Source organism: Myceligenerans halotolerans (genome assembly GCF_054782975.1).
The window spans coordinates 190,934-213,118 of the sequence record NZ_BAAGRL010000006.1; the positions used below are offsets into that span (position 1 = coordinate 190,934).

General features: G+C 72.5%; 20 protein-coding genes. 14 read left to right on the forward strand and 6 right to left on the reverse strand.

Annotation, left to right across the window (positions count from 1 at the left end; all coding sequences use genetic code 11):
- The first annotated feature begins 8 nt into the window (after positions 1-8).
- The 6 genes from alr (at position 9) to ACYVK5_RS04150 (ending at position 5,959) form a co-directional block, all read left to right on the forward strand.
- Positions 9-1,316 carry an alanine racemase gene (gene alr, locus ACYVK5_RS04125; protein WP_460702077.1) on the forward strand — a complete coding sequence of 436 codons (1,308 nt, stop codon included), beginning with the start codon at positions 9-11 and terminating at the stop codon, positions 1,314-1,316.
- Positions 1,317-1,369: 53 nt separating this feature from the next.
- Entirely contained in the window at positions 1,370-1,945 is a 576-nt protein-coding gene (gene tsaE / locus ACYVK5_RS04130) for a tRNA (adenosine(37)-N6)-threonylcarbamoyltransferase complex ATPase subunit type 1 TsaE (RefSeq protein ID WP_460702968.1), read from the forward strand.
- 205 nt (positions 1,946-2,150) lie between these two features.
- Positions 2,151-3,428, forward strand: a complete 1,278-nt coding sequence (locus ACYVK5_RS04135) for a cellulase family glycosylhydrolase (RefSeq protein ID WP_460702079.1) — start codon at positions 2,151-2,153, stop codon at positions 3,426-3,428.
- A gap of 108 nt (positions 3,429-3,536) precedes the next feature.
- Complete coding sequence (gene tsaB, locus ACYVK5_RS04140; protein WP_460702081.1) at positions 3,537-4,286, forward strand: tRNA (adenosine(37)-N6)-threonylcarbamoyltransferase complex dimerization subunit type 1 TsaB; 750 nt, start codon at positions 3,537-3,539, stop codon at positions 4,284-4,286.
- A gap of 20 nt (positions 4,287-4,306) precedes the next feature.
- Positions 4,307-4,816, forward strand: coding sequence for a ribosomal protein S18-alanine N-acetyltransferase (gene rimI, locus ACYVK5_RS04145; protein WP_460702083.1), 510 nt, complete (start codon positions 4,307-4,309; stop codon positions 4,814-4,816).
- 183 nt (positions 4,817-4,999) lie between these two features.
- Entirely contained in the window at positions 5,000-5,959 is a 960-nt protein-coding gene (locus tag ACYVK5_RS04150) for a sulfurtransferase (RefSeq protein WP_460702086.1), read from the forward strand.
- Between the two features lie 63 nt (positions 5,960-6,022).
- Here the strand turns inward: ACYVK5_RS04150 and tsaD are convergent, their stop codons facing one another.
- The 3 genes from tsaD to ACYVK5_RS04165 form a co-directional block, all read right to left on the reverse strand.
- Positions 6,023-7,126: a tRNA (adenosine(37)-N6)-threonylcarbamoyltransferase complex transferase subunit TsaD gene (gene tsaD / locus ACYVK5_RS04155; protein ID WP_460702088.1), complete on the reverse strand. Its 1,104-nt coding sequence runs from the start codon at positions 7,124-7,126 to the stop codon at positions 6,023-6,025.
- A 109-nt stretch (positions 7,127-7,235) separates the two neighbouring features.
- Positions 7,236-8,387 (reverse strand): glutamate--cysteine ligase, encoded by a 1,152-nt coding sequence (locus tag ACYVK5_RS04160; protein WP_460702090.1) that lies wholly within the window; start codon positions 8,385-8,387, stop codon positions 7,236-7,238.
- Positions 8,384-9,700 (reverse strand): class I SAM-dependent methyltransferase, encoded by a 1,317-nt coding sequence (locus tag ACYVK5_RS04165; RefSeq protein ID WP_460702092.1) that lies wholly within the window; start codon positions 9,698-9,700, stop codon positions 8,384-8,386. The genes ACYVK5_RS04160 and ACYVK5_RS04165 overlap by 4 nt, the downstream gene beginning before the upstream one ends.
- Before the next feature lie 329 nt (positions 9,701-10,029).
- On the opposite strand from ACYVK5_RS04165, the gene groES reads away from it, so the two are divergent.
- Complete coding sequence (gene groES / locus ACYVK5_RS04170) at positions 10,030-10,326, forward strand: co-chaperone GroES (protein ID WP_123815680.1); 297 nt, start codon at positions 10,030-10,032, stop codon at positions 10,324-10,326.
- Positions 10,327-10,582: 256 nt separating this feature from the next.
- Here groES and ACYVK5_RS04175 read toward each other — a convergent pair whose 3' ends face one another.
- Complete coding sequence (locus ACYVK5_RS04175; protein WP_192860911.1) at positions 10,583-10,870, reverse strand: WhiB family transcriptional regulator; 288 nt, start codon at positions 10,868-10,870, stop codon at positions 10,583-10,585.
- 191 nt (positions 10,871-11,061) lie between these two features.
- Here ACYVK5_RS04175 and ACYVK5_RS04180 point away from each other — a divergent pair, with 191 nt between their 5' ends.
- Together ACYVK5_RS04180 and guaB are read left to right on the forward strand one after the other, a co-directional pair.
- Positions 11,062-12,294 (forward strand): MerR family transcriptional regulator, encoded by a 1,233-nt coding sequence (locus tag ACYVK5_RS04180; protein WP_460702095.1) that lies wholly within the window; start codon positions 11,062-11,064, stop codon positions 12,292-12,294.
- Between the two features lie 276 nt (positions 12,295-12,570).
- Entirely contained in the window at positions 12,571-14,088 is a 1,518-nt protein-coding gene (guaB, locus tag ACYVK5_RS04185; protein WP_460702097.1) for an IMP dehydrogenase, read from the forward strand.
- Positions 14,089-14,208: 120 nt separating this feature from the next.
- Here guaB and ACYVK5_RS04190 read toward each other — a convergent pair whose 3' ends face one another.
- The gene (locus ACYVK5_RS04190; protein ID WP_460702099.1) at positions 14,209-14,841 is read right to left on the reverse strand and encodes a GNAT family N-acetyltransferase; all 633 of its coding nucleotides are present in this window, start codon (positions 14,839-14,841) and stop codon (positions 14,209-14,211) included.
- 123 nt (positions 14,842-14,964) lie between these two features.
- Complete coding sequence (locus ACYVK5_RS04195) at positions 14,965-15,687, reverse strand: exonuclease domain-containing protein (RefSeq protein ID WP_460702101.1); 723 nt, start codon at positions 15,685-15,687, stop codon at positions 14,965-14,967.
- A 188-nt stretch (positions 15,688-15,875) separates the two neighbouring features.
- Here ACYVK5_RS04195 and ACYVK5_RS04200 point away from each other — a divergent pair, with 188 nt between their 5' ends.
- The 5 genes from ACYVK5_RS04200 (at position 15,876) to ACYVK5_RS04220 (ending at position 22,118) form a co-directional block, all read left to right on the forward strand.
- Positions 15,876-17,000, forward strand: coding sequence for a GuaB3 family IMP dehydrogenase-related protein (locus ACYVK5_RS04200; RefSeq protein WP_460702103.1), 1,125 nt, complete (start codon positions 15,876-15,878; stop codon positions 16,998-17,000).
- A gap of 146 nt (positions 17,001-17,146) precedes the next feature.
- Positions 17,147-18,769 carry a succinic semialdehyde dehydrogenase gene (locus tag ACYVK5_RS04205; protein ID WP_460702105.1) on the forward strand — a complete coding sequence of 541 codons (1,623 nt, stop codon included), beginning with the start codon at positions 17,147-17,149 and terminating at the stop codon, positions 18,767-18,769.
- Between the two features lie 171 nt (positions 18,770-18,940).
- On the forward strand, positions 18,941-20,071 hold the full coding sequence (locus tag ACYVK5_RS04210) for a hypothetical protein (RefSeq protein ID WP_460702107.1): 1,131 nt from the start codon (positions 18,941-18,943) through the stop codon (positions 20,069-20,071).
- 30 nt (positions 20,072-20,101) lie between these two features.
- Entirely contained in the window at positions 20,102-21,490 is a 1,389-nt protein-coding gene (locus ACYVK5_RS04215) for a sensor histidine kinase (protein ID WP_460702970.1), read from the forward strand.
- Positions 21,483-22,118: a response regulator transcription factor gene (locus ACYVK5_RS04220; protein WP_460702109.1), complete on the forward strand. Its 636-nt coding sequence runs from the start codon at positions 21,483-21,485 to the stop codon at positions 22,116-22,118. The genes ACYVK5_RS04215 and ACYVK5_RS04220 overlap by 8 nt, the downstream gene beginning before the upstream one ends.
- Positions 22,119-22,185: the final 67 nt, after the last annotated feature.

The following is a 22,185-nucleotide window of genomic DNA, read 5'->3' on the forward strand; positions in this document are numbered from 1 at the left end:
TCACCTTCGTGAGCACCACCCCGCCCCTCGGCGTCCTGCCCGGGTTCGATCCCGAGTACCCCGCGCGCGCCGTCGTCGATCTCACCGCCATCCGCGACAACGTCGTGGCGTTGCGCCGCGCCGCCGCGGGTGCCGCCCTCATGGCCGTGGTCAAGGGCGACGCCTACGGGCACGGGCTGCTGCCCGTCGCGCGGGCGGCGCTCGCGGGCGGCGCCACGTGGCTCGGTGCGGCGCAGGTCGGCGAGGCGCTGCGGCTGCGTCAGTCCGGCGTCACCCCTGCCGAAGCGCGCGTGCTGACCTGGCTCTACGCCCCCGGCGCGCCCCTGGAGGACGTGCTGCTCGCCGACATCGACCTCGGTGTGGCGGCACCCTGGGGGCTCGACGCGGCGGCCGACGCCGCCCGCTCCGCCGGACGCCCCGCGCGCGTGCACCTCAAGGTCGACACCGGACTCGGCCGCAACGGCATCACCCAGGACGACCTGCCCGGCGTGCTGCGCCGCGCCGCCGAGCTGCGCGGGCTCGTCGAGGTGACCGGCGTCATGTCGCACTTCGCGTGCGCCGACGAGCCCGGCCATCCCAGCATCGATGCCCAGGCCAAGACGTTCGAGGACACGGTCACCGCCGTCGAGGACGCCGGTTTCGCGCCCGAGGTGCGGCACCTCGCCAACTCCGCCGCCACGCTCACCCGGCCCGAGATGGCGTGGGACCTGGTCCGGACGGGTATCGCGATGTACGGCCTCACGCCCGTGCCGCAGATCAGCGTCCCGAGCACCTACGGGCTGCGGCCTGCGATGACCGTGGAGGCACGCCTCGCGACCGTGAAGCGTGTCCCCGCGGGCAGCGGGGTGTCCTACGGCCTGCACTACACGACGTCGCAGGCCACCACGCTCGGCGTGATCCCGCTCGGGTACGCGGACGGTATCCCGCGGCATGCCAGCGGCGGAGCGCTCGGCCAGGGAGGGCCGGTCCTGGTCGGCGGGGACGTGAACGACGTCGCGTCCCGCGAGGCCGGGCCGGGGACCGCCCGCGTCGTGCGGGTCGCGGGCCGGGTGTGCATGGACCAGATCATGGTCGACCTCGGCCCGTACGCGACCGAGCAGGCGGGCGACGTCGTCACCCTGTTCGGGCAGTCCGACGGCGTCGAGCACGCCGGGGCGCCCAACGCCGAGGACTGGGCGCAGGCCGCCGGCACCATCAGCTACGAGATCGTCACCCGCGTCGCCGCGCGCATGCCGCGCGTGTACACGGGCGCGGAGGAGGTGGGCGCGGACCGGCTCGAACTCGGCTCGCTCGCCGGGAAGGAGACCTGGTCGTGAACGGGACGACGACGGACAGCGGCGCGCCCACGGGATCCGGCACGCCGGAGCGCATGGCCGGGGCGGGCCGATCGGCGGGGGCGGCGCCGGACGCGGGGGCACCGGAGGAGCAGGGCGCGGCGCCGTCGTCGGGCACGATCAGCCTCGAACTTCCCGACGCCGACGCGACCCGCGCGCTCGGCGCGCGGCTGGCCGGGCTGGTGCAGGCCGGGGACCTGGTGATCCTCACCGGAGACCTGGGCGCGGGCAAGACGACCCTCACCCAGGGGCTCGGCAGCGCGCTGCACGTGCGCGGACAGGTCGCGTCGCCGACGTTCATCATCGCCCGCGAGCACCCGCCGCTGCCGCGCGAGGACGGCACGCGCGGGCCGGCACTCGTGCACGTGGACGCCTACCGGCTCGGCGGTCTCGGCGAACTCGACGCCCTGGACCTGGACTCGTCGCTGGACGAGTCCGTGACCGTCGTCGAATGGGGCCGCGGGCTCGCCGAGGCGCTCACCGAGGACCGCCTGGAGATCGACCTGGTCCGCCCGCGCGGCGGAGACCCGGACCCGGACGACCCGGAGTCCGGCGTACGTCGCGCGACGATCCGCGGCGTGGGAGAGCGGTGGGCCGGCCTGCGCCTGTGAGGGGGCGTCCGCCGGCCTGACACGGCCACGGGAGCGGCGGAACACGCGTGCCGGGGCTCCGTCGGCCGTGCCGGTGTCCGACGCCGGTTCACGTGTGGCAATCCCTCATATCCACCACGTCACCTGCCTTGTTAGCGTCCCATGACCGGCAGGCAGCGCAGCTGCGGCCTGCTCCGGCTCCGGACACGAACCGAGGTGGTTTCACGTGGTCATCCGTCGCAGCTCGATACTCGTCGCACTCGCCGCAGCCGTGATGCTGGCGCTCGGGACGGCAGTAGTTCCCGGCCTGCTGGTCCCGGCGTTCGCGGTGAACTGCTCCGCACCGGCCTGGGCGGAGGGCACGAGCTACAGTGCGGGCGACCAGGTCACCTACGAGGGCGGCGGCTACACCGCGACGACGACCCACACGGCGTACCCCGGCGCGGGCTGGGACCCGGCGTCGACGCCGGCGCTCTGGACGCACGACGGGACGTGCGACGGCGGGCCCGCCCCGGACCCGACCGGCGACCCGACGCCGACGCCCACACCGACGGACTCCGGACCCGAGCCGGACCCCGGCACCCCCGTCGCGGCGAACGGCCAGCTCCACGTGTGCGGCGTCGGCCTGTGCAACGAGGACGGCACGCGCATCCAGCTCCGCGGCATGAGCACGCACGGCACCCAGTGGTACTCCCAGTGCGTGAACGACGCGTCGCTCGACACCCTCGCCCACGACTGGAACGCCGACGTCGTGCGGATCTCCACCTACGTGCAGGAGGGCGGCTACGAGACCGACCCGGAGCGGTTCACCGAGCTGGTGCACACCTACATCGACATGCTCACGGCGCGCGGCATGTACGTGATCGTCGACTGGCACATGCTCGACCCGGGCGACCCGAACGTGAACCTGGACCGCGCCAGGACGTTCTTCACGGCCGTCGCCGAACGGCACAGCGGCAAGAACAACATCATCTACGAGGTCGCGAACGAGCCCAACGGCGTGTCATGGCAGGCCGTCAAGAGCTACCACGAGCAGATCGTCCCCGTGATCCGCGCGCAGGACCCGGACGCCGTCGTCCTGCTGGGGACCCGCGGATGGTCCTCACTGGGCGTCTCCGACGGCTCGGACGAGTCCGAGGTCGTGAACGACCCCGTCGACGCCTCGAACGTGATGTACACGTTCCACTTCTACGCCGCGTCGCACGGGCAGGCGTACCTGGACACGCTCTCCCGCGCCGCCGACCGGATCCCGATGTTCATCACGGAGTTCGGCACCCAGGACTACGCGGGCGAGGGCGCCAACGACTTCACCATGTCGCAGCGCTACCTCGACCTGGCGGCGGAGAAGAAGATCAGCTGGGTGAACTGGAACTTCTCCGACGACCACCGGTCGGGCGCGGTCCTCGTGCCCGGGAGCTGCGCCGCCGGGTCGTTCGGCACCGGGAACCTCAAGGAGGCCGGACTCTGGATCCGCGACCGCATCCGGACGCCGGACGACTTCTAGGAACCGTCGGCGGGTGGGCGGCCGGCCGCCCACCCGCCGACGGCCGCAGCCCGGACGCGGCTGAGCCGTGACCGTCCGGCAGGGGTGGGGCCGAACTACGCTTGGTCCGTGCCCGTCCTTGCCATCGACACCTCCGCCGCCGTGACCGTCGCGCTCGTGAGCGAGAGCGGCGGCCGCCTCGCCGCCTGTTCCGCCGACGAGCGCCGGCGCCACGCAGAGTCCCTCGCCCCGCTCATCACCCAGGTGCTGGACGACGCCGGCGTGGACCGGACCGAACTCACGGCCGTCGTCGCCGGAACCGGGCCCGCGCCGTTCACCGGGCTGCGGGTCGGGCTGGTCACCGCACGGGCCCTGGCGCTCGCGCTCGGGATCCCGGTGCTCGGCGTGCCGAGCATCGACGGGCTCGCGGCGCAGGCGGTGAGCGACCTCGGGCTGAACCCCGACGACGAGGTGCTGGTCACGTCGGACGCCCGGCGCAAGGAGGTCTACTGGGCGCGCTACCGCGTCGTCGCGCACGAGGGGCCGCACGGCGTTCCCGTGGTCGAGACGGTCGCGGGGCCCGACGTCGGCCGCGCCGCGGCGGTCGCGGAGACGCAGCTCGGCACCCCGGCGAGCGCCGCGGGTTCGCAGCCGGGCCCGCTCGCCACCCGCACCGTCGTCGTCGGTGAGGGGGCTGCCCTGTATCCCGACGTCCTGCTGCTCGACGACGACGCCCCCCTCCTGCCCGACGCGACCGTGCTGGCGCGACTCGCGCTCGCGCGCCGCGCCGCCGGCGCCGACCTGCCGACCGAGCCGCTGTACCTGCGACGTCCGGACGTGCAGGAACCCGCCGGGCGAAAGTCTCCCGCCCTGGGGTAGGGCGCGCTTACCCTGGTGATATGCCCGAGTTTCATTCTCGCCCGCTGCGCAGCTCCGACTTCGACCGCGTGCTGTGGCTGGAACGCGACCTGTTCGGGTCCGGCGCCTGGACGTACGGGATGCTGGCCGACGAGCTCGCCGCGCTCGGCCGCTGGTACATTGTCGCCACCATGGACGAGCCCGGCACGATCGGGCCGGATCCCGTCGTCGGATACGCGGGCCTCTGGTTCGACGGTGACGACGCGCAGGTCATGACCATCGGCGTGGCCAGGGAGCGTCAGCGCAGCGGCGTGGGCCGGCTGCTGCTGGACGAGTTGATCGCACACGCGAGGAAGCTGAAGGCACAGGCCGTGCTGCTCGAGGTGCGGGTGGACAACGAGCCCGCCCTGGCGATGTATCGCCGCTCCGGCTTCGAGGTGCTGTCCGTGCGCAAGCGCTATTACCAGCCCGAGGACAAGGACGCCTACACGATGCGCCTGGCCCTGCGGACGGAGCCGGATGCGGCCACCGACGACGGCGACGCCGCCTGACGCGGAACCTGCGATCCGGCGCGCCAAGGGATCGCGCGGGTAGGCCATGCGGTCGGTCGCCTGAGGTCGCCTGAGGGACCGACCGCACGGACAACGGACCGACCGCACGTACCCGCGCGATAAGTTCGCCCCTGGAATGGTGAGTCCTGGGTGGTTCCGGGCGATGAGGAAGGGAGTGGGGACGTGAGAGAACGTGTGCTGGTCGACGCCGCGGAGCTGGCGGCGGATCTGCAGGTCACGGGTGGGACGCAGGTGGATCCCGAGGCGGGGGCACCCGTGCTGCTGGACGTGCGGTGGGCCCTCGGGATGACCGACGGCGCCGCGCGGTATCGCGCCGGACACCTTCCCGGGGCGGTGTACGTCGACCTGGAGGCCGAGCTGGCCGCGCCGGGATCCCCGGTTGCCGGGCGGCATCCGCTCCCGTCCGCGGCCGCCTTCCAGGCCGCCGCCCGCAGCTGGGGCCTGCGGCCGGACTCCCGCGTGGTCGTGTACGACGGCGTCGGCGGCACGTCTGCGGCCCGTGCCTGGTGGCTGCTGCGCTACTACGGGCTGGAGGACGTCCGCATCCTCGACGGCGGACTCGACGCCTGGCGCGCGGCCGACTACGCGCTCGAGGTCGGCGACGTGACCGCCGAGCCGGGGGACTTCGTCGCGCGACCCGGCGGGATGCCCGTGCTCGACGCCGACGACGCCGCCGCGCTGGCCGACGGCGACGGCGTGCTGCTGGACGCGCGGGCCGGTGAGCGGTACCGGGGAGAGATTGAGCCGGTGGACCCGCGAGCGGGACACATCCCCGGCGCGCTGTCCGCTCCCACGACCGGCAACCTCGGCGACGACGGGCGCTTCCTCGACGATGCAGCGCTCCGAGAAAGATTCGCCGAACTGGGGATTCACGTCGGTCATGGCGCTGCGTCGCACGCGGGTCCCGGCGCCGGACCGGGCGAGGGCCACAGCGCCGGACCGGGCGAGGAACCTGCCGCCGGTGCCGCCGTCGGCGTGTACTGCGGCTCCGGAGTCACGGCGTCGCACCAGATCGCGGCGCTCGCGGCACTGGGTATCGAGGCATCCCTGTACCCCGGCTCCTGGTCCCAATGGTCCAGCGACCCCACCCGCGAGATCGCGACGGGCGACTCCGGTCGTTGACGCGATCGGTCCCTTGTCGGGTGGTCGGTCGGATGTCGGATGATCGGTCCCCCGAGCGGCCGATCATCCGACATCCGACCGACCACCCGACTTCGGACCGACTTCGGACCGACTGCAGACCGTGATCGTCTCCAGCGGCATGGAGGAGTCGACCGGGATGTCCAGGGTGCTCGGTGCCACACCCGCGCGGACCACCGCCGAACCCAGGGCGGCGATCATCGCGCCGTTGTCCGTGCAGTAGCGGATCGGCGGGATGCGCAGGTCGATCCCGGCTTCGGCGCACCGCTTCGCGGCCATCTCGCGGAGCTGCGAGTTCGCGGAGAAACCACCCCCGATGACGAGGGTGTCGACGTCGTGCCGCCGGCAGGCCGCGATGGTCTTGGCGGTGAGCACGTCGGCGACGGACTCGGCGAACGAGGCGCACACGTCCTCGACGGGTACGGCCAGGCCGGCGTCGTGGCGGGCCTCGACCCAGCGGGCGACGGCTGTCTTCAGGCCGGAGAAGCTGAAGTTGCTCGCATGGCGCTCCTGGTCCTTCGGCGCGGTGAGGCCGCGCGGGAAGCGGATCGCCGTCGGGTTGCCCTCGCGCGCCAGGCGGTCGACGTGCGGGCCGCCGGGGTAGGGGAGGCCGAGGAGGCGGCCCACCTTGTCGAAGGCCTCGCCGGCCGCGTCGTCCAGGGTGGAGCCGAGTTCGGTGACGTCGGTGGCGACGTCGTCCACGAGGAGCAGGGACGAGTGGCCGCCGGAGACGACGAGCGCCATGACCCGGTCGGGGAACTCTCCGTCGACGAGCTGGTCCACGCACGCGTGCCCGATGACGTGGTTCACCCCGTACAACGGCTTGTTCAGGCCGATCGACAGCGCCTTCGCGGCGGACGCCCCGATGGTCAGCGGGCCGACCAGGCCCGGACCGGCGGTGACGGCGATGGCGTCGACGTCCGAGAGGTCGACGTCGGCCTCGCCGAGCGCCCGCTCGATGGTGGGGATCATCGCCTCCAGATGGGCGCGGCTGGCGACCTCGGGGATGATCCCGCCGAAGCGCGCGTGCTCCTCCATGGAGGACGCGACGGCGTCGAACAGCAGGTCGTTGCCGCGGACGAGGGCGACGCCGGTTTCGTCGCAGGAGGACTCGATACCGAGCACGAGCGGGTCGCCGGAGGACGTCATAGGGCCAGGCTAGTCCGCGCGGGCCGCACGTTCGTGCACCGAACGCGGTCCTGGCGCAGGCACGGGTCACGACGGTCCCGTCGAGCTCGGCGGAAGCCGACGTGGACGGTCAGCCCGGGGAGAGCGGTCGCCCGGCCTTCATCTCGGCGAGCATGGCGCGCACCACCGCCGCCAGGTCACCGTCGGAGGCGTCCGCCACGGCGCGTTGCCGCTGGGAGGAGGAACCGCCCCGGACGATGTCGGAGACCGCGGCGAGGTGCTCGGCGCACCCCAGCCGCTCCGCCGTCGGCTCGAGTTCGACCAGCACCTTCGCGACGGCGTCGGCCACCGGGAGCTGGTCACCGTCGGCCGAGGTGATGACCGTCGCCTCCATGCCGTACCGCGCCGCCCGCCACTTGTTCTCCTTGACGAACCACGGCTGCAGCGTCGGCAGCTCCCGGCCGTGGTCCAGCTCGGTGGACAGGTGCTCCACCAGGCAGTGCGTCATCGCGGCCAGGGCCGTCGCCTCGGTGACGTTCGTCGGCCCGTCGCAGACCCGGACCTCGATCGTCCCGTACGCCGGCGACGGTCGCACGTCCCAGTGGATCTCGTTGAACTCCTGGGCCACGCCCACGCGGCGCATGTCCTCGGCGTACGACTCCACCTCGTGCCACTCGGTGAACGGGTGAGGCAGTCCCGCCGTCGGGATCTGCTGGAACAGCATGGCTCGCGTGGAGGCGTACCCCGTGTCGACGCCGGCCCAGTAGGGCGACGACGCCGACAGCGCCTGCAGGTGCGGCGCGTAGGTGAGCATGCCCTGGACCAGCGCGAGCACCTTGTCGCGGCGCTCGACCCCGACATGCACGTGCAGCCCCCACGTCACGAGCTGCCGGACGAACACCTGGATGCGGTCGACCAGGCGGGTGTAGCGCTCCTTGTCGGTGACGAGCTGGTCCGCCCAGTGCGCGAGCGGGTGCATGGCACCGCCGAGGACCGCGGCGCCGTGCTTGCCCGCCGAGATCGTCACCCGGTCGAGGAGTTCGCTGAGCTCGGCGCCCACCGCGCCGACGTCGTCGCACACCCCCGTCGCGATCTCCACGGTGTTCCGCAGCAGTTCGGGCTTGATGCGCGGATCGGCGCCCTCGGGCGACAGCTCCTCGATCACCTGCGGTGCTACCTGCGACATCGCACCGGAACCGACGTCAACCAGCCCGACCTCCCATTCGAGGCCGATGCTGGAACGCCGTGACGTGCCGAACGGCACGGGTGCGGGGCCCGTCATGCCCCGCCCCGGAGCGGCTCGACGAGCAGGACCGTCTGGGCGCCGGCGACCCGGGTGAGCACGATCGTCGCCTCCTCGGTCCCGGTGAGGACGAGCTGCTTGCGCAGCTGTTCGGGCACGACGGCGGTGCCGCGCTTCTTGATCGTCAGCTGCCCGACGTTCCGCTCCCGCAGGTACGCCTTGAGGCGCTTGAGCCCGAACGGGAGCGTGTCCAGCACCCGGTAGCCGGTCGCGATCGGCGCGGGGCCGGCGACGTCGAGCGGGTGCGTGGCGACGGACGACGGAGCCCGGTCCGCGGCGGAGCCACCGGGCGGAGGCGCGGGGGCATCCGTCGTGACGTAGGCGATCGTCGGGTCGATCAGCCGCCCGCCGAGCTCCGCGGCCGCGTGCGCGACGAGGCCGGCCCGGATGACGGCGCCGTCGGGCTCGTAGAGGTACTGCCCGACGGCGCCGGTGGGCGCCTCGAGCGCCGTGCCGTCCGGATGATCCGAGGCTCGCAGCACGCGCGTGCGGGTGTGCTCCTTGCCGTCGCCGTCGACGGTGGTACGCAGCACGAGCGCGCTGCGGCCCGGACCCTCCGGCGCGAGCGGGCCGAACCACAGACCGGCCTCGACGACGTCGTTGTCGACGGAGACCCACTGCGCCTCGGCGTCCCGCGGGAGGCCCTCGTGGGGAATGCCTGGCCCCACCTTGATGCCCAGGGCGGGGACGACGTCGCGCAGCGCGAACACGCTGTCCAGCGCCGGCTCGTAGCTGCGCGGGTCGAAGACGCGGCGGCTGCCGCGAGGCCCGTGCGTCCGCCGTGCCGGGTCGGCGTAGACGCCGTCGATCTGCTCGGCGTGCAGATCGAGGGCGAGACCGTCGGCATGGCGCGCCTCGGCCTCCGGGAACTGCCGCAGGTTCCAGGCGGCGATCCGTGCCGTGACCTCGTCGACGTCCGTGGCCAGGACGCGCAGTCCCGCCCCGGCGAACGCCATGGCATCGGCGCCGATGCCACTGGTGAGGTCCGCGACACGAGTGACGCCCGCACTCGTGAAGCGATCGGCGTGCAGCGACGCCACGCGCAGGCGCGTCGCCTGCTCGAGGCCGTCGGCGGTGAACAACATCTGCTCGGCGAGCTCGCCGAACTTGGTCCGCGCCTTGCCGCGTAGACGGGACTGCGTGAGAGCGGCCGCCGCGAGGTCAGGGGCGACACCTTGCTCACGAAGCTTCGTGGAGGTGCGCATGGCGGAACGCTCGTCGTAGGGCGGGAGTGCACCAAGCAGGGCCCGACCATCAGGGCTGAGAAGTTTGCTCAGAATCGCCGCGTCCATGGGCAGATCTTTCCATGTTCTCCCTGCTCATGGCGAGGCCCTGGGCAAGAATTTTCTTAATTGTGTATTTGCTGCATCTTCTCCGGGGTGCGGCTCACGATGCGTCCGAGGCGCGGCTCGCCACGCGGAGCTAGCACTCGCCTTGACCGAGTGCTAGCCCCGACCTAGATTGAGGGTGTCATCGCCGCACGGCTCATGCGCCGGCGCAGCGATGACGCGAGATGTTCCGTGCCCGCCGGCACCCGCGACGACGGCGGCCCGCCGAACGCTCGAGCCAACCCGTCAACGTAGCTGATCTTTGATCTACTCGCAGAAAGAGGAGGTCCGACGTGTCGGTCCCCATCAAGCCGCTCGAGGACAGGATCGTCGTCAAGGCCCTCGAGGCTGAGACCACGACCGCTTCCGGCCTGGTCATCCCGGACACCGCCAAGGAGAAGCCCCAGGAGGGCGAGGTCCTGGCCGTGGGTCCGGGCCGCGTCTCCGACAACGGCAACCGTGTGCCGGTGGACGTCGCCGTGGGCGACAAGGTTCTGTACTCGAAGTACGGCGGCACCGAGGTGAAGTACGCGGGCGAGGACTACCTGGTCCTCTCCTCGCGTGACATCCTCGCCGTGGTCGCGGGCTGAAGGTAGCCCCGCAGCAGCACGAAGGGCCCCGCACACCGAGGTGTGCGGGGCCCTTCGTGCTGAAGAGATCGCGTCGGTGATGGTGTCGCCCGCCGACGTGGCCTCTACCCCCTGATGGCCGACCATGATCCTGCTCGGCCGTGAACAGGATGGCTGCCGTGACGGATCACAGCGGCAGCCGTCTCGTTCGGTGCGCGCGCGGATGGACGATGCGGCGGTGGTGCCGCCACTTGCGCGCTCCGTGCGGCGAAGTGCGTCAGGCCGAGTGTGTCTTGCCCGCGAGGATCGCAGATCGCTCGTCCTCGCTCAGGCCTCCCCACACCCCGTACGGCTCACGCACGCGCAGCGATTGCTCGCGGCACTGCATCATCACCGGGCACGACCGGCAGATGGCCTTGGCTGCTTCGGCTCGACGTCGGCGCGTGGACCCGCGTTCCCCCTCCGGGTGGAAGAACAGCGTGTCGTCCGCGTCGCGGCATGCCCCCTGGTACTGCCACTCCCACAGTTCCATGACCGGACCGGGGAGTCTCGAGATCTCCGTCATGCCGAACAACCTACAAGTTGTGCAGAAGTTGTTCAAGAGGCGTTTTTGCGCCAGCGCTACCTGTTCGTTTCATGGCGAACCGCGCCACCTCTGACAAGGTTTGACCGAGATCGCCCTGAAACATGCGGAGATAAGCGGCACACCGGGCGGATCGGTGGCGAACGTTTGCGCGGCTCGGCAGAATCAGATTCATGACATCGACGCGGCCTGCCCAGAGTCAAGGCGGGCCCCGCCCGTCGAGCCCCGGGTTGGCCGTCGCGGCGGTGGCCAAACGCCTCGGGGTCGCACCCGCGACCCTGCGTACCTGGGACCGTCGTTACGGGCTGGGCCCGTCTGGCCGCACCGCGGGTTCGCACCGCCGGTACACGCCCGGTGACGTGGCGAGGCTGCTGGTCATGCGGCGGCTCACTCTCGAAGGCCACGCGCCGGGCGACGCCGCCCGTGCCGCGATCGAGGCGAGCGACGAGGAACTGGCCACCGTGCAGTCGGACGAGTCGGCCGAACTCGCGCAGCGCGACGGCACGGCCCCGTCCTCCGGTCCGGACACGGAAGACGAGGGCGACGGCGTCGAAGGCGGCCAGAGGCCGGATCTCGGCTCGGGGCGTGCGTCCGCGGCGGCGGGCGGGGCGTCCTCGTCGGTGCCGGGTGGCGCCCCGGACGCGTCCGGACACGCCGAGCACGAGGGGTCGCGCCGCGGCCATCTGCGTGCCCTGCCGGGAGGCGGCGGAGCGCAGCGCGAGCCCGGGCGTCCGCGCGCGGTGGGCGGGACGTCCTGGTCCAGCAGGGTGTCGGCCCTGGTCGACGCCGCGATCAAGTACAGCCGGACCGCCTGCGACGCGCTGCTGCGCCTCAGCCCCGAGGACGACCCGTCGGTGTGGTGGACGGAGCTCGTCGAGCCGGCGTTCGACCAGGTCGCGGTCAGGACCGTGCTGGCCGGACCGGGCGAGGTGCCGGAGATGGTGCTCGCCGCGGCCGCGCTGGCCAGCCTCCGTGACTACACCGAGGAATTCGAGCGGGAGGTGGTCGAGGCCGGCGGCCCGCCGGCGAACCATCCGAGCCGCATGCGCAAGATCGTGCTCGTGTTCGCCGCCCCGGACGAACTGGTGCCGCTGCGGGCGCACGCCCTGGCGGCGTCGCTCGCGGCGAAGGGGACGATGGCGCGGATCGTCACCGGCCCCGCGAGCACGCACCGGTCCGTGGAGCTGGTGACGATGGTCCGGCCCGCCGCCGTCGTGCTCGCGACCACGCAGACCCGCCCGGCGCTCGACGTCGTGCACGCGGTGCACGAGGCCTACCCGGACCTGCCGCTCCTCGTCGGGATGCGGGCGGACGCCGCCGCGGTCGACGTACCGTTCGGCCCCACGGTGCAGCGGGTCCGCTCGTTCAACGGCCTCCTCCACGAGGTGCTGGCCGTCCTCAGGTAAAGGGTTCTGCCAGCTGGAACGAGGTTGGTGCCCCTGGCACGAGCTTTGCGCGTATCGCCCGAGAGCCGCTGTCACCAACCTCGTGCCGGAGACGCCAACCTCATCCCCGCCGGCCCGACCCCGAGGTCCACGTGCTTCCTGCATGCCCTGGGGCAGCGGGTGCTCGCCGCCGTTCTCCCGGGCGCGGGCACGCGACGCGGACGGCGTGACGGAGGCGACGTTCTCCGGATCACCGGCCACGGAATATCGCGGGGCCTCGCACCGTAGACTCTTGACATGGAGCCCACCCCACCCTCGGCGCACGACCCGTTCGGTTTCCTCGGTCTCACGTACGACGACGTGTTGCTGCTTCCCGGCTACTCCGACCTGGCCCCGTCGGACATCGACACGACCTCCCGCCTGACCAGGGAGATCTCCATCCGCGTACCGCTGGTGTCGGCGGCGATGGACACGGTGACCGAATCGCGCATGGCGATCGCGATGGCCCGGCAGGGCGGCATCGGGGTGCTGCACCGCAACCTGTCCATCGAGGACCAGGCGCTCCAGGTGGACATGGTGAAGAGGACGCAGACCGGCATCATCTCGAATCCGGTCACGATCGGGCCGGACGCGACGCTCGAGGAACTCGACCAGCTCGCGGGGGAGTACCGGATCTCCGGTTTCCCCGTGGTGGACGCCGGCAACCGGCTCATCGGCATCGTCACCAACCGCGACCTGCGCTTCACGCCGGTCGCCGAGTGGGCCACCACGAAGGTCGACGAGGTCATGACGTCCAACGGTCTGATCACCGGCCCCGAGGGGATCACCCGCGAGGACGCCACGGCGCTCCTGCGGCAGAACAAGGTGGAGCGGCTCCCGCTGGTCGACGACGACGGGCGGCTCACCGGTCTCATCACCGTGAAGGACTTCGTGAAGTCGGAGCAGTTCCCGAACGCGTCGAAGGACGGGCAGGGCCGCCTGCTGGTGGGCGCGGCGATCGGGTACTTCGGCGACGCGTGGACCCGGGCGACCACGCTGATCGAGGCCGGCGTCGACGTGCTCGTGGCGGACACGGCGCACGGGAACGTCCGCCTGCTGCTGGACATGGTGAAGCGACTCAAGACCGACCCGGCGACCAGGGACGTGCAGGTGATCGGCGGGAACGTCGCCACGCGGGAGGGCGCGCAGTCGTTCGTCGAGGCCGGCGCCGACGCGGTGAAGGTGGGCGTGGGCCCCGGATCGATCTGCACCACCCGCGTCGTCACGGGCGTGGGCGTGCCCCAGGTGACCGCGGTGTACGAGGCGTCGCTGGCCGCGCGCGAGGCCGGCGTGCCGGTGATCGCCGACGGCGGCATGCGGCACTCCGGCGAGATCGGCAAGGCTCTCGTGGCGGGCGCCGAGGCCGTGATGCTCGGCTCCATGTTGGCCGGTACCGAGGAAGCCCCTGGGGAGACGATCCTGGTCGGCGGCAAGCAGTTCAAGTCGTACCGCGGCATGGGCTCGATGGGCGCGATGTCGTCCCGCGGGAAGAAGTCCTACTCGAAGGACCGGTACTTCCAGGCCGAGGTGACCAGCGACGACATGATCGTCCCCGAGGGCATCGAGGGGCGGGTCCCGTACAAGGGCACGCTCGCCACGGTGACGCACCAACTCGTCGGCGGGCTGCACCAGACGATGTTCTACACCGGCGCCCGGACGGTGCCGGAGCTGCAGGCCAAGGGCCGGTTCGTGCGGATCACGTCCGCGTCGCTGCACGAGAGCCACCCGCACGACGTGCAGATGACGGTGGAGGCGCCGAACTACTCCGGCCGCTGAACCGCGTCGCGCCGGTCGCGCCACGACGTGCCGCGCCGGTCAGACATGAGGTTGCTTTCGCTTCAGGCGGGTGAAGCGAAAGCAACCTCGTTCTCCGGGGCTCAGAACGTTCTCCGGGGCTCAGAACCAGCGCCCGAGGACCACGGTCTTCTGGTCGGCATAGCCGAGCTTCTCGTAGAAGTCGACGACAGCGGAGTTCGTGGTGCGCACCATGAGCTGGACCTTCCGTGCGCCGGCGGCGCGGAGCCAGGCCTCGCCGGCGGTCACGGCCGCCCGGCCCAGTCCGCCTCCCTGACGATCCGGTGACACCGCGACGTAGTACAACCACCCGCGATGCCCGTCGAGCCCCGCCATGACGGACGCGACGACGTCTCCCCGGGCAGGGGACGCCGCCGAGCCGCCATGAGACGGGCCACCGTTCTCCGCCAAGCCGCCTTCCGCGGCCCGCTCGCCTGCGGCCGGGTCCTCAACGGACCGCTCTCGTGCAGCGCGCTCTTCCGCGGCCCGCTCGCCTGCGGCGCGGCCGTCGGCGGCCCGCTCGTCCGCGGCGCGGCCCCCATCGGCGGGTGAGAGCCGGCCGTCGTCTCGGAAGACCAGGATCGTCGACGTCGGGCCGCTCCGGGCTTCAGCGATGTCGACGTGCGGGTCGTTCCACGGGCGTGTCAGGGCGCAGGCGTGCCACAGCGCGACGACGCCCTCGACGTCGTCGTCCGTCATCTCGGTGAACCTGGTTGCCGCTTCGGTCTGGCTCATGCGCCGGATCGTACGTTCGGTGACCGTTCGGTTCATCGCCCGTCCGCATCGTCACGGTGCGAGCGCCCGCGCTGCCTCGGCCCGCGGCCCGACGAGCTCAGCCCGTGGCACGGACCCCGGGCCTCAGCCCGCGGCCTGGACCGGCCAGACGGGGGACGCGCCCGGGCCGTCCAGGCCTTGCTCCGCGCGCCAGGAGTTGAACCCGTCCGCCCAGGCGGCGTGGGCTCCCGCCTGCGACTGGTGCAGGTCGACCAGGTGGGTGTCGTCGAGCTCCGGGTAGCGGGCCACCAGGGCCGCCAGGAGGTCGAGGGTGGCGAGCACATCCACCTCGGCGGTGTGCAGTTCGCCGTCGGACGTGATGCCGTACACCTCTGACAGGTCGCCGAGCCGGCGCTTGCCCGGGCGGAAGCGGTCCTTCCAGCGGTCGATGACGAGCGGGTCGATGACCGGGCCCACGGAGTGCCCGAGCCGGTCCGGCAGCGTGGGCAGGCCGTGCCGGACGAGCTCGTGATCCAGCAGGGACAGGTCGAAGGCGGCGTTGTACGCGACGACGGGCACCCCCTGGGCCAGGTGCCTGGCGAGCTCGGCGGCGACCTCCTCCAGCGCCTCGGCGGGCTGCCGGCCGTGCTCCCGCGCGTGCTCGGTGGTGATGCCGTGGATCGCCGCAGCCTCCTCGGGGATCTCCACGCCGGGATCGATGAGCCAGGTGTGCACGTCCGTGCTCACGCCGGGCACACGATGCACGAGGGCGGCGGTGACGACGCGGTCACCGGTCACGTCGACGCCGGTGGTCTCCGTGTCGAAGCCGAGCAGCGGCCGGCGGATCCAGCCAGGTCCGATGTCCATGGTGCTCCTCCACTCGTGCGGTCTCCGGGCTCACCACGAACCATGCCACTGGTGACTGACACCGACGAAGAGCGACGCGCACGTTCTCGGAGCACAGCGCCAGGAAGTGTCGCATATCGCACCTGTGTCGCCGCACCACATGACGGTCCCGGCAGCCCCGTCCCGGCGGCGTTGAGTAGGCTGCCGGGGTGAGCAACGAGACCGAGATCGGACGCGGCAAGCGAGGGCGGCGCGCGTTCTCCTTCGACGACATCGCCGTGGTGCCCTCCCGCCGTACGCGTGACCCCGAGGACGTTTCCGTCGGCTGGCAGATCGACGCGTACCACTTCGACCTGCCGATCGTCGCGGCGCCGATGGACTCGGTGATGAGCCCGGCGTCGGCGGTCGCACTGGGCGAGCACGGTGGACTCGGTGTTCTCGACCTCGAGGGCCTGTGGACGCGCTACGAGCGGCCCGAGACGCTCCTGGAGGAGATCGCGGAGCTCCCGGCCGAGCACGCCACCGCGCGCATGCAGGAGATCTACGCCGAGTCGATCAAGCCGGACCTCATCACCGAGCGCCTGCAGGAGATCCGCCGTGCGGGCGTGACCGTGGCGGGTGCGCTGTCGCCGCAGCGCACGCAGGAGTTCTACAAGACGGTGGTCGACGCCGGCGTCGACCTGTTCATCATCCGCGGCACCACCGTCTCGGCGGAGCACGTCTCGGGGAACGCGGAGCCGCTCAACCTCAAGCGCTTCATCTACGAACTGGACGTGCCCGTCGTCGTCGGCGGTGCCTCCACCTACACGGCGGCCCTGCACCTCATGCGCACGGGCGCGGCCGGCGTGCTGGTCGGCTTCGGCGGCGGCGCCGCCCACACCACCCGCGTCTCCCTGGGCATCCACGCGCCCATGGCCACCGCCGTGGCCGACGTCGCCGCCGCGCGCCGCGACTACCTCGACGAGTCCGGGGGCCGGTACGTGCACGTCATCGCCGACGGCGGCGTGGGCCACTCCGGCGACATCGTCAAGGCGGTCGCCTGCGGCGCCGACGCCGTCATGCTGGGCGCCGCGCTCGCCCGCTCCAGCGACGCCCCGGGGCGCGGGTGGCACTGGGGCCCGGAGGCGCACCACGCGCAGCTGCCGCGCGGCGAGCGGGTCGAGGTCGGGACGGTGGGCACGCTGGAGGAGATCCTGTTCGGCCCGGGCCGTCAGGCCGACGGCACGCTGAACCTGGTGGGCGCCCTGCGCCGGGCGATGGCGACGACCGGCTACAGCGACCTCAAGGAGTTCCAGCGGGTCGAGGTCGTCGTCTCGCCGTACCAGCCGCGCTGAGACGCCCGCCGCCCGCCGCCCGCCTGAAAGTTTATTCCGGTGGGCAGGTGTTCGCGAAGCTCAGGGACCAATGGGTGAATTTCTGATAGAAGTTTTCATCTCTCCGACCCTGTGTGCTGGCTCGTTTTACGCGTATGGTGGCCCGCATGATCGACGAGACACCGGGTGAAGCTGCTGTCGGATCCGTCTTCGACCCCGAGAGTCCCGAGTCCACGTACGTGCTCGAACCGGAGCTCGTCGCGCCGCTCGTGGCGCGCGTCGCCTCGTCGCAGGGCGCCGGGACCCACCGGTCGACCTGCCCGTTCACGGGAGGTCCGCTCGCGACGATCCCCGTGTCGTCGCGCTCCGACGTCACCGCCGCCATCGAGCGCGGGCGCCTCGCCCAGCGGGCCTGGTCGCGGACCGACCTCTCCGTGCGGACCCGCGTGCTCGACAATCTCGCTCGAATCGTTCTGGTGCGCCAGTCCGAGGTCCTCGATCTGATCCAGCTCGAGACCGGCAAGGCGCGGCGGTCCGCGTTCGAGGAGGTCGGCGACGTCGCGCAGGTCGCCCGCCACTACGCCGTGAAGTCCCGGCGCTACCTGGCCACGGACCGCCCCGCGGGCATGATCCCGCTCGTCACGGGCGTGCGCGTGCAGCGTCGTCCGGTCGGGGTGGTCGGGGCGATCGTGCCGTGGAACTATCCGCTCACCCTGGTGCTGTCGGAGGCGTTGCCGGCCCTGGTGGCGGGGAACGCCGTCGTCGTCAAACCCGATCCGCAGACCACGCTGACCGCGCTGTGGGCGGCCGGGATACTCGAGGAGGCGGGCCTGCCCGCCGGGCTGTTCCAGATCGTCGCCGGCGGCCGCGAGACGGGGGAGGCGCTGGTCGACGGCGCGGACCACGTCGCGTTCACCGGCTCCACCGCCGTCGGGCGCAAGGTCGCCGCCCGGGCCGGCGAGCGACTCGTCGGCGCCACCCTGGAACTCGGGGGCAAGAACGCCATCTACATCGCGGACGACGTCGACGTCGCCACCGCGCTGCCCGGCGTCGTCCGCGCGTGCTTCGCCAGCACCGGGCAGCTGTGCCTGTCCGCGGAGCGGATCGTGGTGCACGAGGCCGTCGCCGACGAGTTCGTCGCCAAGCTCGTACGCGACGTGCGGAACCTGCGGCTCGGCGCGGGCCTCGACTACACGGCCGACGTCGGCTCGCTCACCTCCGACGCGCAGCTCGCCAAGGTCAGCGAACACGTCGACGACGCCCTCGCGCGGGGCGCGGTCGTGCTGGCCGGCGGCGTGCACCGCTCCGACATCGGCCCCTACTTCTACGCGCCCACGGTGCTCGACGACGTGCCGTCCGACGCGCTCGTCGCCCGCGAGGAGACGTTCGGCCCCGTCGTCTCCGTGACCCGGGTGCGGTCCGACGACGAGGCCGTCGCCGTGATGAACGACTCCGAGTACGGCCTGCACATGTCGGTCTGGTCCGGCGACACCGGCCGTGCCCGGAAGGTCGCGGAGCAGATCGAGGCCGGCTCCGTCTCGATCAACGACGGATACATGTTGACCTGGGGCTCCGTCGGCGCGCCGACAGGCGGCTGGAAGGCTTCCGGACTGGGGCGGCGGCACGGCAGGTCGTCCGTCGAGGCCATGACCCAGACCCGGACCGTCGTGACGGCCCGCGGTGCGGGGCGCGGCCTCGGCATCGAGGCCGTGTTCGCGCTCGAGGGCGCGGCACCGAGCCGCATCCTCAGCGCCGCGCTCGAGGGGATGCGCAAGCTCCGGATCCCGTGAGAGGCGGGAGGCCCTGAACCGCAACCTGAGCGCGGTTCGGTGACGGCAGGTGGGGCTCCGGGCGAACGAAGCTCCCCCGGCCGCCGTCGTCGGATCCCCTGATCGGGGGAGGGCGTTCCGGCCGGCGACGGAGAGTGTGGAGGCGTACACCTTCCAGATCGGAGGAACGCCATGTCACACACCGAAATCACTACCGCCGGGCCGCTCGGCGGCACCGCGGGGGACGAGGGCCGTCCGGCCCGCCCCGACCGCTTCCTGGCCGGGGCCACCATCCTGAGCGCCGTTGCCGCGCTGATCGGCGGGGGCTGGCTCGCGGGCCTGATCCCCGGCTTCTACACCCACACCGGATACGCCCTCATCGCCGACCTGGCCGGCGCCGGGTTCGCCACCGTGCTCCACACCGTGGTCGCCCTCCTCGGCGTCGCGGCCGGGATCGCGGGGCTCGCCGGCGCGCTGAACAACCGCGCGCTCGTCGCGGCCGGAGCACTGCAGGTCGCGGTGCTCGGCCTCGGCATGGGCAGCATCGGGACCTTGTCCATCGTGGGCTACCTGGTCGCCTTCTCCATCCCCGTCGTCGTGGTCGTCCTGCTCGTGCAGGTCGTCCGCAAGTACCCGCGGGCCCGGTGGACGGTGGGGCTCCCGGCACTCGCGATCGTCGTCGCGGGAGCGGTCGTCGCAGGTCCGGCGATCCCCGGCGCCCTCGCCATGTCGGGCCAGGCCGTAGCCGAGATGTCTGGCACCGTCGGCGTCGTGCTGCTGCTCCTGGCCGTCACCACCGCGTGGGCGGCCGTTGCCGCCTGCGCCCTCGCCGCCGGCGGGGGCGCCCGGCGCGCCACCGCGTGGGTGCTGCGCCACCGCAAGGCCATCACCATCGTCGCGGCGACCGGGGCGCTCCCGTACGCGCTGATCAGGCTCACCTGGCTGACGCCGTGGCCCGTGCTCGCCATGGACGGCGTCGACATGAACGCCCGCGTGTGGGGGCTCCTGCTGTCGGGCGGGGCGTGGGTCGGATTCGTGCTCACGCTGGGCCTCATCCGGCCGTGGGGCGAGGTGTTTCCCCGCTGGGTTCCCGGCCTGGCGGGAAAGCCCGTGCCGATCGCGGCCGCCGCGGTCCCGGGCGGCTTCGTCGCCGCGACGCTCATCATCTCCGCCCTGCCCATGCTGGTGGCGTTCGCCGGACGCGGCGCCGGCGACTTCGTCCTGAGCGCCATCGCGTTCCCGTGCTGGTACTGGGGCCCGGCTCTGGCGCTCGCGGTCTGGGGCTACGTGGCGCACCGCCGCTCGCAGCTCGCGGCGGCCTGACCGCCGCCAAGGGAAGATGGCGGAGTGACCATGACTTTCGTGCGGCGGTTCGCCTGGGCGATGCTCGGCGCCGCGATCGGGCTGGCCGTCGTGCTGGTCGTGTTCTACGTCCTCCGGGCCGTCGTGGTGGGAACCCTGTTCGCGCCGGACAGCGGATATCCCTCGGACATCCTTGTCGGAGTGGTGAGCCTGGCCGTTGCCTTCGCGCTGGGGCTGGTTCCCGGAGCCCGGGAACTCGAGGTGACAGCCGCCCGGAGCCTGCTGAGCCATGGCGGCGACCTCGTGATTCCCGGGACCATGACCTGGATCCACCGGATCCGGACCGCCACGTGGACGGCGTTCCACCTTCTGACCGGGCTCGTCGTCGCGTTCTGCCTGTTCGGCCTGGTGCCGGCGGCCGCCGTGATCGGGTTCGAGGCGACGACCGGCCACTCGATCGGTTCCCCCGTCCCGGTCCCGGAGAGCGTGGCGGCCCGGGCCGCCGTCGTCGTCGGCTGCGTCATCGGTGCGGTCGTGCTGCTGGGGGCGGCCTGGCCCGCCGGCGCGCTCGCCGAGCGCCTCGTGGGCAGATTCCTCGGCCCGACGGCGGCCGACCGGCTCGAGGTCGCCCTCGCGCGGCAGCGTAGGGAGGCCGAGCACACGCTCCTGGCCCGAGAACTGCATGACGGCATCGGCCACGCGCTGACCGTCGTCTCCGTCCAGGCCGCTGCCGGCAGGCGGGTCGCGACCTCGCGACCCGAGCAGGCGGTTGTGGCGCTCGCCGCGATCGAGGAGGTGTCCCGCGGTGCGCTCGCCGAGCTCGACGCCCTGCTGGGGGTGCTCCGGGACGACAGGTCGCCGTCGTCCGTGGGCGGCGTGGCCGACGTCGTCGAGCAGCACCGGCGTGCCGGGCTCGACGTCGCGGCCGACGTCGACCTGCCGCCCGCCCTTCCGCCGCTGCTGCACCGTACCGTGGTCCGCATCGTGACCGAGGGGCTGACGAACGCGCGTCGGCACGGAGCGCCGGGAGAGGTGCGGGTCGTGATCGGGCATACGGAGGACGAGGTGATCGTGCAGGTGAGCAACGCTGTGGCGCCCGGAACGGGCGCGCGGGACGGCCGCGACGGTGGTCGGGGGCTGGTGGGGATCCAGGAGCGTGCGTCGCTGTTCGGCGGGAGCGCGGAGGCGGGCGTCATGGGCGAGGTCCGCGGAGCGGCCGACGGCGGAGTGCCCGCAGCCCGCCCCCGCGCGACCGGGGACGACGCCGGTCGCTGGGTCCTGTCCGTCCGCCTGCCTCTCCTCACCGCGCCACCCGCGGATGCCGAAGCGGCTCGTCCACCCCGCGCGGGAGTGCCTCGACGGTCCAGGGCCGCCGAATCATCCAGCCTGCAGTCGGCGGCGCGGCCGAGGCAGTCCGAAGGAGAGGAACACGATGCCTGAGGTCCGCGTGCTGCTCGCCGACGACGAGCCGCTGGTGCGGGGCGGGATGCGGCTCATCCTGGGCGCGGAGCCGGACCTGGAGGTCGTGGGCGAGGCGGGCGACGGGGCCGAGGCGGTCTCGCTCACCCGGGAGCTGCGGCCCGACGTGGTGTGCATGGACGTGCGCATGCCCGGAGTGGACGGGATCCGTGCGACGGAGCTGGTGCTACGCCTGCCCGCGCCGCCGCGTGTGCTCGTCGTGACCACCTTCGAGCACGACGACTACGTGCTGGACGCGCTGCAGGCGGGGGCGTCCGGCTTCCTCCTCAAGCGCGCGGGCGCCGACGAGATGGTCCAGGCGGTGCGCACGGTCGCCGTCGGGCAGAGCCTGCTGTTCCCGGACGCGGTCCGGCGCCTGGTCCGGGCGCGTCCTCGCCCGGCCGGGGACGCCGCGCGGCTCACCGCCCGCGAGCGTGAGGTCCTCGGCCTGGTCGCCGAGGGCATGACCAACGGGCAGATCGCGACGTCGCTGGTGGTGGGCGTGGAGACGGTCCGCACCCATGTCGCGTCTGCGCTGGCGAAGCTGGGCGCCCGGGACCGCACCCAGGCGGTCGTGCGCGCCTACCAGGCGGGGCTGATCGACCTGTAGGGGGGCGCTGTGGTCGGCCGGATGTCGAGTGGTCGGCCGGATGTCGTGAAGTCGGTCCCCCGAGCGA

Bases quoted from the DNA above. Each gene is read 5' to 3' on its own strand.
- tsaE (WP_460702968.1), top strand. From the start codon at position 1,370: ATGGCCGGGGCGGGCCGATCGGCGGGGGCGGCGCCGGACGCGGGGGCA.
- rimI (WP_460702083.1), top strand. From the start codon at position 4,307: ATGCCCGAGTTTCATTCTCGCCCGCTGCGCAGCTCCGACTTCGACCGC.
- tsaD (WP_460702088.1), bottom strand. From the start codon at position 7,126: ATGACGTCCTCCGGCGACCCGCTCGTGCTCGGTATCGAGTCCTCCTGC.
- ACYVK5_RS04160 (WP_460702090.1), bottom strand. From the start codon at position 8,387: ATGACGGGCCCCGCACCCGTGCCGTTCGGCACGTCACGGCGTTCCAGC.
- ACYVK5_RS04165 (WP_460702092.1), bottom strand. From the start codon at position 9,700: ATGGACGCGGCGATTCTGAGCAAACTTCTCAGCCCTGATGGTCGGGCC.
- ACYVK5_RS04175 (WP_192860911.1), bottom strand. From the start codon at position 10,870: ATGACGGAGATCTCGAGACTCCCCGGTCCGGTCATGGAACTGTGGGAG.
- ACYVK5_RS04180 (WP_460702095.1), top strand. From the start codon at position 11,062: ATGACATCGACGCGGCCTGCCCAGAGTCAAGGCGGGCCCCGCCCGTCG.
- guaB (WP_460702097.1), top strand. From the start codon at position 12,571: ATGGAGCCCACCCCACCCTCGGCGCACGACCCGTTCGGTTTCCTCGGT.
- ACYVK5_RS04190 (WP_460702099.1), bottom strand. From the start codon at position 14,841: ATGAGCCAGACCGAAGCGGCAACCAGGTTCACCGAGATGACGGACGAC.
- ACYVK5_RS04195 (WP_460702101.1), bottom strand. From the start codon at position 15,687: ATGGACATCGGACCTGGCTGGATCCGCCGGCCGCTGCTCGGCTTCGAC.
- ACYVK5_RS04205 (WP_460702105.1), top strand. From the start codon at position 17,147: ATGATCGACGAGACACCGGGTGAAGCTGCTGTCGGATCCGTCTTCGAC.
- ACYVK5_RS04210 (WP_460702107.1), top strand. From the start codon at position 18,941: ATGTCACACACCGAAATCACTACCGCCGGGCCGCTCGGCGGCACCGCG.
- ACYVK5_RS04215 (WP_460702970.1), top strand. From the start codon at position 20,102: ATGACTTTCGTGCGGCGGTTCGCCTGGGCGATGCTCGGCGCCGCGATC.
- ACYVK5_RS04220 (WP_460702109.1), top strand. From the start codon at position 21,483: ATGCCTGAGGTCCGCGTGCTGCTCGCCGACGACGAGCCGCTGGTGCGG.